Below are 12,971 nucleotides of genomic sequence, written 5' to 3'. Positions count from 1 at the left end.
GTATGTCAGAAAACTACAGTATTCAACTCAAACCAGTTTATTCTCAAACAGTCCCCACGCCTGAAGGAGTAGAATTACCAGATGGATTTAATCTTGTTTGGCATCAAGTTGAAACATTAAAAGCTTTACAAAATCCAGATATTGATGTGGTAATTGATGTTGCAATGACGGGTGATGGCAAAACTTTAGTTGCTTACTTACAATCATTGCAAGGAGACACACCTGAAGGATTTTGTTATACAATTGCACTCTATCCAACTAATGAACTGGCGCGTGATCAAGAAGCACAAGTTAATAAATATATTGAGCAATTCCAGCCAAATAATGAACCACGTATTTCAAGGCTAAGTGGAGCAGAATTAGAAATTTATGCTGAAAGTGAAGGAATTAAAAAGTGGGAAGCAATCGCTACTCGCATTCATGAATCTGAAATTATCCAAACTAATCCTGATATTTTTCACTATCTTCATCAACACGCCTACCTAACTCCTAAAGATAGCCCTAACAAATTATGGAGTCCTCTTGATACGAAATTTGATTTATTTATATTTGATGAATTTCATGTTTTCTCTGCTCCACAGATTGCCAGCGTTATTAATACAATGCTATTGATTCGCCACACAAATCGGCGTAAAAAGTTTCTTTTCCTTTCAGCTACACCGGATGAACAACTAATTGAACTTTTGGAGAAAGCAGGATTTAACCCTAAAGTTATTGATCCTTGTGCAAAAAATAAATATCAGTTTCCAGATACTTTAGAGCAGAGTCAAAAATTACAAAAAGATGGATGGAGACAAGTATCAAGACAAATTGATTTGATGTTTATTGAATTAGAATCTACTTACAAAGCTTGTGAAACTTGGCTTTGGGATAATCGCCATATTATTCTAGAGCATTTTCAAAAATATCCCAATACTAAAGGTGCAATTATTCTTAACTCTATTGCAGCAGTTAAGCGTCTCACTCCATTATTTAGAGATTTTTTACAGCCCTTTAAAAGAGTTGAGGAAAATACAAGTTTAACAGGTAAGACAGATAAAGAAAAATCTCTAAGTGCTGATTTAGTATTAGGAACAAGTACAATTGATGTAGGTGTTGATTTTAAAATTAATTTTCTCATATTTGAATCAGCAGATGCGGGAAGCTTTATTCAAAGATTAGGTAGGTTAGGAAGACATGATGGCTATGAAAAAGATGGCAATAAAATTAGTTTTGATACATTTACTGCTTATGCTTTAACACCTAAATTTTTAGTAGAAAAACTATTCAAGGGAGATAAGCCAGCATTAGAATATAACGGCATATATGATCGTCCTTATTTTCATAACCAAATTCGAGATAAATATCGCCAGATTAATAATTTTCGAGCCTATTATCGAAGATGGGCAGGTGTGCAATCAGTTCTACTTAGTAGCAGCCAAGGATTAAATCATAAAACAATTAGATCAGAATATGCAGCTAGTCGGGAAGCATTTACAAAAGATTGTCAACAGGTATTTGGAACTAACTTAGGTAAAGTCAGAGGTTGTATTAAAAAATGGAAGGAAGAATGGCAAGAACTTTCTGGGAATAAAACAGGAAATCCAATTGCTGAAGATGCTTCTAGTTTTCGAGGTTCTAGTGGCTTCCAGTGTGGTTTATATGATTTGACAGAAAAAAATATTGCTGACAGGTTTAAAACTTATGAATTACCGGGAATTTTAAGCAATTTAGACATTGAACCAATGACAGAAGCAGAGTTTATGCGACGGTTGCGAGAAACAGCAGAACACATAAATCAACCAATTCCCAAGGGAAGATTTGAACACTGTCTAGCATTTATGGAGTTAAAAGATTACAGGGAAGAAAGATTAAATTGGCGGTTTACGTATTCAGGAGACTTGGGAGTGATCGCCGATTCAGCAAAAGTACAAGTTTTATTAGGGCTTCAGGTAATGCAAGAACCTCCTACACGCTGGATTTTTGCAATCAACAAGCGTTTAAAGCAAAGAGGTTTAGTTAGCTACGTTATTCGGATGCAAGTAGACGAGGCAAAAAAACGTCTACAGCTACCAATGCACTTTCAAATCTATCCCATTGATGAAGCTGGTAGAGATGATGCTGCTGCTTACTCTGTAGCTTTTGGTCAGTCAGCTTTACTTTTAGATACCCTTGCTTATCGGCTCAAGAGTTCAGGGGGTGAAGCATGGATTTGTTAAAAGTGCCATCCCTGATAGGGATTGTAACTGATGGGACGGAGGAGAAGCTTACGCCAGTAAGTTCAGACGTATTTATTTCAATCCCTAATAGGGGTTGTAGAAGCTCGCAAGTTTTGCAAGTCTTACTCCCGTCCACATATAAAAGTACCACATCTCACAAAACCCTACCATTAAGTTTTGGCTGATTTGACAGTTAAATAAGTCTGAACTACATTTTGAGAAGCGATCCCTTGACTGAGTAACAAAAGAGGTGTTAGCGTTGGACAAATACCCTATTAAGAGGAGCAAATGAGTAAAAAAGAACGTATACGCCAACTTCTGGCAGACGGACAACCTCACTCACCAGAAGAACTCGTACCTATAACTTGGAGATTCAATGCTGTTATTGATTCACTCCGCAAAGACGATGGATACGATATCAAAACTATTCGGATTGCTCATAACGTTTACCGCTACCAAATGATAGTAGAGCAAACTGCCTAGTCTTTATAGAGACTCTCCAATTATATATATGAGAGTCTCACAGGTACGAAGGGAAGCTAATCAGTAGCTTGCGGCGTTAAGTACAGACATAGGTAGTCTCAACCCCCAGAAATGGCTGGTTAAGTCTCTTGTTAAACTCACCGCTAGTTATAAAAGCAATAAATTCTGTCAAAGCTTCCCTTTTTTTCATAAATTCAAACAATTGAAGTTAATTTAATGGAAATTTGAAAATGGCTAAAAAACGTGAAAATAAAAATGCAGAACAACTGGAATTATTCAATTATGAAGAAGAAGGAGATTTACAGGATGAATTAGATGAAGATTATTTAGAACCTGAAAATGATGATGAAGATGAAGATTTAGGTTTTGGCTTTAGCCCTTCTAGCCGTGATATTACTATTGGGCGTGAATTACTCACACTCAAGCTTTTAAGAGAGGCTATTTTAACTCAAAATCCTAATGATGAAATCATGGCAGATTTTGCCAACGAAGTTTTACCAAATTTGTTGCGAGTCGCTATTGGTGTCACTGCTAAAGGCGGTAAATGGATAGACGAAAAAGAACAGGAACTAGCAGAACAAGGAGAAACTTTAGACAGACGTAATGCAGGTGATCAATCTCTCAATACTCACTTACTCAATGGTTTATTTCCTGCAAATTTAATTCAACAATGTCTAGAAAAGTTAAATACTACAGTTAAACGAGTAATTCATGAAACAGAAAGACGCTTATTAATTGCATCTTTTATTTTACATGATTTTGAGAAATTTGATTATGATCGGTTTCCCGAAATGCCACAAAAGTATAAAGATGCTCAGAAAGATAAAACTCAGAAAATCCGTGATTTATCAATATTAGAGCATCGGGAAATCATTGATGTAATTATTCGTGAACTAAAACTAGACTATTTAATTAATCCTCAAGATAACCAGAAATATCGAGAGTATCTTGATGATATACTCTGCACTGCTTATAACACCCAAAGAAGATGGGATACAAACTGGAATTTTTCAGAACATAGTGACTTAAAACCAAGATTAAAAGGTGATAAATTAGTATGTCTTGCTGCCTTAGCTTGTCTTGCTGATAGGTTAGCATCTATCATTAAACACCCACAAGATGCCTTAAAATCAGGTATTAATAATATAGTTGGTCAACTTAGTAATAGACAATTAAAACTGAGTTATCACAGTATTGCAGAAAATCGTGGTGTGTTAACTAATGTTGTAAATAACGCATTGATTGAAGCACATACAGATTTTAATACAGGAGATAATAGATATTATGAACCACTGCTTTATCTACCAACAGGTGTCATTTACTTAACAGATCGTAATGCTCCACCTGTAAAAATTGAAAGTATACCAGAAAGAGTTGTTGAGAAGATAAAATCACTTTGTGCTGGTGAACTGAAAGCTAGACAAACAGGATTTAGTCGTGATGGTAAAGGTATGAAATATGCTGATTACTACAGTTTATTTTTCGATACCCCAGAATTAATGGAAGTTGGCTTGAAAGCCACTAAACGGATCTTGAAAGATGGTAAAAAACCTGTTTCTAAAGATCGTAGTGATAATTTAATCAAGTTTCAGAAACAAAATATTTTATCACCTGCGTATGACTTTAAGTTTAATGATGATATTCGGATAGATCAAATTGCTGAATTTGGTGATTTAGTTAGTCGTAAGATTTGGGGAGAAAAAGTTAAAAAGATTGAGGATGCACGTAAACAAAGACAAAATGAACGTAAAAAAAATAAAACATTACCAGAAATATCAGCAATAGATTTAGTAGCAGAAGATTTAATTTGTAAAGTTGCTGAACTCTGGAATTTATCTGAATATATACCAGTAATTAGGGAAATTCAAAGAATTAACGAAACTTTAAAAGCACACAAACTAAAAGGAAATACAGGTGGTGTTGCCTATGAATGGTATTTTTTAGCTGCAAAATACCTACAAAAGCATCCTGGTATTGAAGATATTAGTCCAGTGTGTGAAGAAGTAATCATCCATATTGCTCAACTTATTAAACCTATTGCTAATCAATATGAATTACCTGATGGTTGGCATGATTTACGAGTTTGGGTGACACAGGTTGTCATGCTACCAGAAACAGGAGAGAATTGCTTACTACCGAACAAATTTTTAGATGAGTTTGAATTTTATAAAGCAGCCAAGAAAAATGGTAGAGGAAGACAATTAATTTGTTCTATTTCTCACTCTTCATATACCGTGACAGAACAGATGGAATCAGCAGTTTTATTTGCTCCTCAAGTTTATACTAATAAGCAAATGTTAGGAGGTTCTAACGCAAAACGTAATATATCCAGTATCGCTGGCATTGAAATCATGTTACGTCAGATTTTAATGAGTCAAACCCAAGCCACAGGAGGTAGATTTGAGGATGCTAAATATAGATATCTATACTTTTATCCTACCTATTACTGTACTCCAGAAACTAACACATTTTTACATAAAGCCTATGACAATATCAAACAAACTCGCTTTGATACTGGAGTTCGTAATCACTTTATTAGTAAAGACTTGACAGCTAACTTTGAACTGGAACGTTATCAAAATGTTGATATATTCTACCTTGATGAAAACAAAGAAAACAGAAATGATCGCACTTTCAAAATTTCTTATCCAGAAAAACAGCCTCTAACATTTTATTTCATGGCTTTACCCCCAGAAGTGAGAGGTAAAGATAAAAAACCAACAGATACAGAGTCTTGGATAATGCCAGCTTGGTTATCTTTAGCATTTCCGATGATTCTGGATGTAAAAACAGTAGTTTCAGAATCTCCAATTCCACCCTTTACAGATGGTGCAGAATTTGAACAAAGCGTATTTCTCGACAGTGCGCCGCAAGCATTTAGAGTTTTATTGAAAGAGGAGCGTTTTCGCCTTGACTATATCTTAGAAGGTTGGAAAGACAAAGACACAAATCAGAATTATCCATCACCATTAAATCTGTTAACATCAGCTTACGCTATTCATTTAGATGTGAATGCTAGACAAGGAAAGACGGGATATGATCCTAACTGGGGTAAATTTGCCGAACTTGCAAAAGATTTTGAGACAAGTCCACTTTATATTTTTGCTTACTTGAATGAGTGGGTGCGTAAGCAAAAAATTGATGCTCCAAGCATTAATAAGGTTAAACTTTATACCTATCATTTTTACCCGTGTTTTGACCCTTATACAAAATTTGATTCTATTGAGGAGAAATTAATTGTGGAAGAAAAATCAACTTTGAATCATCCAAAGAAATTAACGGAACTTTATCGCCGTTTTTATCGAGCTAAATCTAGCAAAGGAAAACCAATTAAATCAAATGCAATCTTGAAACCAATTGATGAAGCAGCCGATACTATTATCAAAGCTGAAAAAGAATGTTTTCAATTAGTTGATACTGTTGCAGCAAAAATTTTCAAACTGATGGAGAGAGTACGGAACTCAACAGCAGAGGGGCGTTGGGTTATAGCTCACCGTGATGAGGAAAGAGAAGCAATTTTAGATTTTGCTAGATACTTTGTTGTAGAAGTTTTTGAAAAATCATTTGCTGGCGATCGCGCACGTTTAGCAGGTCGTCAATTAAACCTAATTCGAGATACTTGTGAATTTCTTTATCGTCTAGCAGATGATGAAGAACGTAAAGCACGACCCCAAGATGAACCTAATGAAATTACTGAGATTGAACCTGAGGAAAATTAGATTATGACTATTCTCGATCCGTCTCAGTCTTATACTTTTAGCAAATATTTTGAGATGCACATTTCTCCTCAAGATTTTGCTCAAGAATTTGGCTATACATTCACTCGAAAACGTTTAAATCTACCCCAATATCAAGAGAACCTAGATCGATTAAAAGAGTTGCAAGAACGACTTGATGAAATTCTTCCATACTTTGATTTAGCTAATGAGACAAGTCGCAGAGAAGTATTAATTTCTCCAATAATTTTAGATTTAGTTCACTATACTAAATCTGACGTGAGAATTGAATATCAAATTAAAGTCAGCGAACAACTACAAGGTTACTTTGATTATCTGATAAAAAATCGAAATAATCTCTTAGTAATTGAAGCTAAAAAAGAGGATTTAGATTATGGTATGACTCAGCTTTTTGCAGAATTAATTGCCCTAGATAAATGGCAAGAAAATCAACAACAAACTCATCTTATCGGTTCAGTTACTACTGGTAAAATATGGGAATTTGCCCAACTTGATCGCACTAATAAACACATCAATCAAGGACTTGATAGCTATCGTGTTCCTGATGACTTAGACCCCTTAATGCGGATTCTCGTTCAAACTCTCATTTAATTTGCTCTCATCGCCATTAAAAATTTATTTCAAGGAGAAAATCATGGCACTTTTAAAAACCGTTGACGCTAAATTATTTCAATCAGAAATTCCTTACAAACCAATGGGAAAATATGCCCACTTTTTAACCATTCGTGTTACCGAATCTTACCCTTTATTTCAAACAGATAGCGAACTAAATAAAGCACGAGTTAGAGCCGGAGTTAAAGATAGAAACACCATTAGCCGTCTTTCAATGTTCAAACGTAAACAGTCCACACCAGAAAGATTAGTAGGTCGGGAATTATTACGAAAATACGAATTTATGACAGCAGAAGAATGTGAATATAACGTATCTTTTGCAATGGATAATCCTGATTGTATTATTTATGGTTTTGCTATTGGTGATTCTGGTTCAGAAAAATCAAAAGTTGTGGTAGATACGGCATTTTCAATTACAGCTTTTGATGAATCTCATGAAACATTCACTCTCAATGCACCCTATGAAAATGGAACAATGGCTGCAAAAGGAGAAAAGAAATCAGATGGGAAGTTAGATGGTGAAATAGGTACAGTTACAGCCAGAATTAATCAACAAGATCACATTAGACCACAAGTTTTCTTTCCCAGTATTGTAACACTGAAAGATCCCACAGAAGCGAGTTTTCTGTATGTTTTGAATAACATCCTCAGAACTCGTCACTATGGCGCACAAACAACCCGTACAGGTCGCGTTAGAAATGAGTTAATTGGTGTTATTTTTGCTGATGGAGAAATTACCAGTAACCTGCGGTGGACTCAAGAAATATATGATCAAATGAAGGCTAATAATACTCTCAAATCTCCAGATCCCTTAGATGAAGATGATGTAATTACATCTGCTAAAAGTGCAATTGAGAGTTTAATGAATGATGAATTTATTGTGCATACAGATTTAATTGGTGATGCTTTTATACCTCTAATTAATGAAGTTAAAAATCTCACAAATAACGAAGAAGGAATTAAATCAATTTTGCAAAAAGCTAATACAGAAGCTAAAGAATATGCCAGTAAACATATCAAGAAGAAAACAGCCACTAAAACTAAGTAGTTGAATATTCAGATCCCCGACTTCTTTGAGAAGTCGGGGATCTATACTCTATCATCACCACTATGACCATTATCTATCGCTGCAAATTAGAACTACACGACAGCCTCTATTTTGCCACCCGTGAAATTGGCAGACTTTACGAAACAGAGGCAATAGTTCATAACTACGCCCTCTGTTATGCACTCGGTTTAGTTGATAGTCAAATCTACTCAACAACCGTTGCAGAAGAGGATTCTTATCGCTATTTCTGTCCCGAACAAGTGCCAAAATATGAAGCACATTTAACTCCTTTAAATGAACAAGGAATTTACATAACTCCTGCTCGTTCTCTGAGACATTCATCTATTCTCAATACATGGAAATATGCCAATAATAACTATCATGTAGAAATGGAAAAAACCCAAAAGAATATTCCCAGTTTTGGAAGAGCAAAGGAAATTGCACCAGAAAGTCAATTTGAGTTTTTTCTAATTGCTCAAAAAGAGATTAAATTACCTAAATGGATTCGTTTAGGTAAATGGATGAGCAAAGCAGAAATTACGGTTGAGAAATTACCACAACCAAAAATCAAAACTGATTTATTTACTTGTACTCATCCTTTAAATCCTTTGGATGTCATGTTTACTAATCAAGTTATTAGTTATGATGTGGTAAATATGCCCCCAGTAAGTCTGATTCAAAATGTGCAAATGCAAGGAGAATATTACTATTTTGATGCTGTCAAAAATGTAAAAATTCCTAAACAAATGCAATACAGATTTCGTGCTTAAAATGTAATTGGTGGGCAATGCCCACCCTACTTTCAATTATTAATTATGCCCCATAGTCTCATCCTCAACATCATCCCCCAATCTCCAATTTACCCCAATTTCCTCACAGGTAGACATTACCACGCCTTATTTCTTAACCTAGTGAGTTCTGTTGATAGAAAATTAGGAGACTACTTACACGAATCAAACGCCGATAAAGCCTTTACGCTCTCACCATTGCAGATACAAAACAAACATAAAACCCAATCTTATAGTTTGCAATATGCCCATCAAAATCCTATTCCTGCTGGTACTTCTTGTTGGTGGCGTATTTCTTTATTAAATGACAATTTATTTAGTCAACTGACACCTTTATGGTTAAATATAAACCCCAAACAACCTTGGCATTTAGGTTCAGCTAACCTATATATTACTAGCATTCAGGGTACACCCCAATCTAATCAACCTTGGGCAAATGCTTGTAGTTATTCCCAACTTTATCAACAAGCAAGCGAAACAGAACGCAATCTTAATTTCATTTTTTCTACACCTGTAGCTTTTCGTCAAGGTGCATTTGATAATGTTTTACCAACAAAAGAATCTGTATTCAATAGTCTACTAAATCGGTGGCATAAATATAGCGATATTGAATTAACCAATATTTCTTTTGAATCAATTTATGCCAGTGCTTTTAATATCAAGACTGAAGTTATTAGCAACTATGACAATAAATTTATTGGTTGTTTAGGTGAAATCAGTTATCGCATTCTTGGCAATGTAGAAACAACGACAATTAAACAAATTAACGCCTTAGCTGACTTTGCTTTATATGCTGGTATTGGCAGAAAAACAACAATGGGAATGGGAATGGTTAGGAGAAGGTGACAGGTGACAGGTGACAGGGAACAGGGAACAGGTGACAGGTGACAGGGAACAGGGAACAGGGAACAGGTGACAGGTGACAGTAATAATGTGACAGGTGACAGGTGACAGGGAACAGGTGACAGGTGACAGGGAAGAGGAAAGAAGGTAAGAGGGAGAGTTAATAGGTTAGAGGCAAAAGTAAATAAGGGAAGAGGAGTTATTTATGAAGATTGAATCACATCGAGATTTAATTGTGTGGCAAAAATCAATGGATATGGTAGTAAATATCTATCAATTAGCATCTGCATTTCCAAATACAGAAATTTATCGTCTTACTTCACAAATTACTCGTGCTGCTGCATCTGTTCCAGCCAATATTGCCGAAGGTCATGCAAGAGGAACAACTAAAAACGATTTTGCACATTTTTTATCTATAGCTAAGGGTTCATTAATGGAAACCGAAACTTTTTTAATGCTTGCAGTTAGGTTAAATTATCTAACTTCAGAACAAGCAAATCCCACATTATCGCTGATTATAGAAATTAGTAAAATGCTCACTTCTCTTCGTCATCGAATCTTAAATAATTCATAGGTAGTTATCTTCCTAGTGTCACCTGTTATCTAAGCTGTTGTGCATTTAGTTTGTATAATTCTAGCGGGCAAGATGCCCGCACTATAAAGTTCAAGTAAATTATGGTTATCAAATTTAGCTGCGTAACAGCTTATCAACTTTTTTAATTAACTATGACTAAACAAAATCAAACTAACTCTCTTCCTACTGTCACCTGTAACCTGTCACCTGTCACCTATTACCAATCACCTGTCACCTCTGATGATGATTACGTTAATATTGCCTCATTAAATCAATATTCCTATTGTCCTCACCGTTGCTGGTTGATTCATTGTGCAGGGGAATTTATTGATAATCAATACACAATTGAAGGTACAAGTTTACATGAACGAGTTCACACAGTTGGAGAACAAAATCGTGAGGAAACTTGGCAAATACGCGCTATTTATTTGAAATCAGAGCAATATAAACTTATTGGTAAATCTGATTTGATTGAGTTTGAAAATGGCGGATTTTACCCTATTGAATACAAAAGAGGACGCAGGGGAGAATGGGATAATGATGAATTGCAAGTTTGCGCTCAAGCTTTGTGTTTGGAGGAAATGACAGGAAAAAATATCAATACTGGCTATATCTATTATGCTCAAACTCATCAACGGAAACTAGTAGAAATTACCCCAGAATTACGAGGTAGTACGATCGCTACTATTGAAGCTATCCAAACGTTACTGTTTACAGGTGCTATGCCAAAAGCTGTAAAAACAAAACGCTGTGATGGTTGTAGTCTTTATTCTCGATGTTTGCCACAACTTGCTGATAAGGTGGGGCGTTATCAAGAAGCAAATTAATTATTGGTAATTGGTAATTGGTAATTGGTAATTGGTAATTGGTAATTGGTAAATTAATTATTTACTGTCACCTGTTACCTGTCACCTGTCACCTGTCACCTGTCACCTGTCACCTGTTACCTGTCACCTAAAAACTGTCACCTGTCACCTGTTACCTGTCACCTAAAAACTGTCACCTATTTTGAGGATTTAATCATGGGTACTCTTTACATTTCACAGGCAGATTCTTTTATTGGTAAAGTTGATGAAAGAATTAATGTCAAATTTGATAAGAAAATTATCATGGATGTACCATTTATTAAGTTAGATGGTGTGGTTGTTTTAGGTCGTTCTACACTTTCTCCTGCTGTTGTTTATGAGTTGATTAATCGTCATATTCCTTTATCGTTTATTGATGAAATGGGACATTATTTAGGACAATTACAACCGGAAATGTCTGGTAATATTTTCATTCGCAAGGCACAATGGCAAGCAGCAGGAGAAACCCCCCAATCTATTCATCTGGTGCAAGGGTTTGTTAGGGGAAAATTAAAAAATTATCGTCAAACTTTGATGCGTTATCAGCGTGAATTTAATGATATTGATCTATCTGAAAGTATTCCTCGCATTGAACAGGTAATTGCTGCAATTAATTCAACTGAAAGTATCAATTCCTTGCGTGGTTTAGAAGGTTCTGGTAGTGCTGCTTATTTTGGTTGTTTTGATAGTCTAATTCGTAATTCTCAATTTTCTTTTACTAAGCGTGTCCGTCGTCCACCTACAGATCCAGTAAATTCATTGTTAAGTTTTGGTTATTCTTTATTGCGTCATGATCTGCAAAGTGCTGTGAATATTGTCGGTTTTGATCCATATTTAGGATACCTACATTTCGATCGCTATAATCGTCCTTCTTTAGCTTTAGATTTAATGGAAGAGTTTCGCCCTTTAGTAGTAGATGCGGTGGTTTTATCTATTTTGAATAAGCAATTATTAACTCCAGCCGATTTTGTAACTGAACCGTTAAGTGGTGCTGTTTCTCTGACTCCAGAAGGACGTAAAACTTTTTTAACTTTGTACGAAAAGAAAAAAATATCGGAGTTTAAACATCCAGTAATGGGGCGTAAATGTAGTTATCGAGAGGCTTTTGAATTGCAAGCAAGATTACTGGCTAAATATTTAATGGGAACAACTGATAAATATCCCCCTTTGTTTTTGAAGTAGCTATTTAGGTGACAGGTTACAGGTGACAGGTGACAGAAAAGAGTTTTTACCAATTACCAATTACCTATTACCAATTACCTATTACCAATTACCAATTACCAATTACCAATTACCAATTACCAATTACCAATTACCAATTACCTATTACCCATTACCAGTTTATGAATGTTGTTGTTTCTTACGATATTTCTGAGGATAAACGCCGTACTAAAATCCATAGTATCCTCAAATCCTATGGACAATGGGTGCAGTATAGTATTTTTGAATGTGAGTTAACTGATACTCAATATGCTAAATTGCTATCGCGTCTCAATAAACTCATAAAACCTGAAACCGACAGCATTCGCTTTTACTTCCTTTGTGCTTGCTGTTTTGGTAAAATAGAAAGAATCGGTGGTGAACAGCCCCGTGATCAGACGATTTTCTTCGCTTAATGCGCGGGGGGGTGGGTGTAAAAAATTCAATTTCTCAAAAAATGCCTGAAATCATGTCTACACAAGCTTTTCATGCAGTTCATGGAGTTCACCCATCCGCGCACCTTGCACAGCAGGAGTTTCAGCTATTTTACTCCTTGACACTTTTCTTGAAATGGATTATCATAAAGCCATCCGCGCAACTGAACCTTGAAAACTACATATATATAGGCTTTCAGCACCCCGCG

The 12,971-nt window shown here is 35.5% G+C and carries 11 protein-coding genes; all 11 read left to right on the top strand.

The genetic code is table 11. From position 1 onward, the window contains the following. Positions 1-2 precede the first annotated feature (2 nt). The 11 genes from cas3 (at position 3) to cas2 (ending at position 12,744) form a co-directional block, all read left to right on the top strand. Positions 3-2,198, top strand: coding sequence for a type I-D CRISPR-associated helicase Cas3' (gene cas3 / locus FJR37_RS00055; RefSeq protein ID WP_168464928.1), 2,196 nt, complete (start codon positions 3-5; stop codon positions 2,196-2,198). A 288-nt stretch (positions 2,199-2,486) separates the two neighbouring features. After that, positions 2,487-2,681, top strand: a complete 195-nt coding sequence (locus tag FJR37_RS00050; protein ID WP_168464926.1) for a hypothetical protein — start codon at positions 2,487-2,489, stop codon at positions 2,679-2,681. Positions 2,682-2,911: 230 nt separating this feature from the next. Further along, on the top strand, positions 2,912-6,400 hold the full coding sequence (gene cas10d / locus FJR37_RS00045) for a type I-D CRISPR-associated protein Cas10d/Csc3 (protein WP_168464924.1): 3,489 nt from the start codon (positions 2,912-2,914) through the stop codon (positions 6,398-6,400). A 3-nt stretch (positions 6,401-6,403) separates the two neighbouring features. Then, the gene (locus FJR37_RS00040; RefSeq protein WP_168464922.1) at positions 6,404-7,009 is read left to right on the top strand and encodes a type I restriction enzyme HsdR N-terminal domain-containing protein; all 606 of its coding nucleotides are present in this window, start codon (positions 6,404-6,406) and stop codon (positions 7,007-7,009) included. Between the two features lie 43 nt (positions 7,010-7,052). Continuing rightward, positions 7,053-8,078, top strand: coding sequence for a type I-D CRISPR-associated protein Cas7/Csc2 (gene cas7d / locus FJR37_RS00035; RefSeq protein WP_168464921.1), 1,026 nt, complete (start codon positions 7,053-7,055; stop codon positions 8,076-8,078). 62 nt (positions 8,079-8,140) lie between these two features. After that, a complete protein-coding gene (gene cas5d, locus FJR37_RS00030; protein WP_168464919.1) occupies positions 8,141-8,848 on the top strand; it encodes a type I-D CRISPR-associated protein Cas5/Csc1 in 708 nt (235 codons plus the stop codon). Between the two features lie 45 nt (positions 8,849-8,893). After that, complete coding sequence (cas6, locus tag FJR37_RS00025) at positions 8,894-9,712, top strand: CRISPR-associated endoribonuclease Cas6 (RefSeq protein ID WP_168464917.1); 819 nt, start codon at positions 8,894-8,896, stop codon at positions 9,710-9,712. 202 nt (positions 9,713-9,914) lie between these two features. Then, the gene (locus FJR37_RS00020; RefSeq protein WP_168464915.1) at positions 9,915-10,283 is read left to right on the top strand and encodes a four helix bundle protein; all 369 of its coding nucleotides are present in this window, start codon (positions 9,915-9,917) and stop codon (positions 10,281-10,283) included. Positions 10,284-10,435: 152 nt separating this feature from the next. After that, entirely contained in the window at positions 10,436-11,110 is a 675-nt protein-coding gene (gene cas4, locus FJR37_RS00015) for a CRISPR-associated protein Cas4 (protein WP_039205108.1), read from the top strand. 195 nt (positions 11,111-11,305) lie between these two features. After that, a complete protein-coding gene (cas1d, locus tag FJR37_RS00010; RefSeq protein WP_168464913.1) occupies positions 11,306-12,310 on the top strand; it encodes a type I-D CRISPR-associated endonuclease Cas1d in 1,005 nt (334 codons plus the stop codon). 161 nt (positions 12,311-12,471) lie between these two features. Beyond that, on the top strand, positions 12,472-12,744 hold the full coding sequence (gene cas2 / locus FJR37_RS00005; protein WP_039205135.1) for a CRISPR-associated endonuclease Cas2: 273 nt from the start codon (positions 12,472-12,474) through the stop codon (positions 12,742-12,744). Positions 12,745-12,971 lie beyond the last annotated feature (227 nt).

The sequence above is a fragment of the Aphanizomenon sp. UHCC 0183 genome, assembly GCF_009712065.1.
In the GTDB taxonomy this organism is placed as follows: domain Bacteria; phylum Cyanobacteriota; class Cyanobacteriia; order Cyanobacteriales; family Nostocaceae; genus Dolichospermum; species Dolichospermum heterosporum.
Note: the sequence above shows the minus strand (reverse complement) of the source record. Positions and strands in the feature narration are given on the sequence as shown.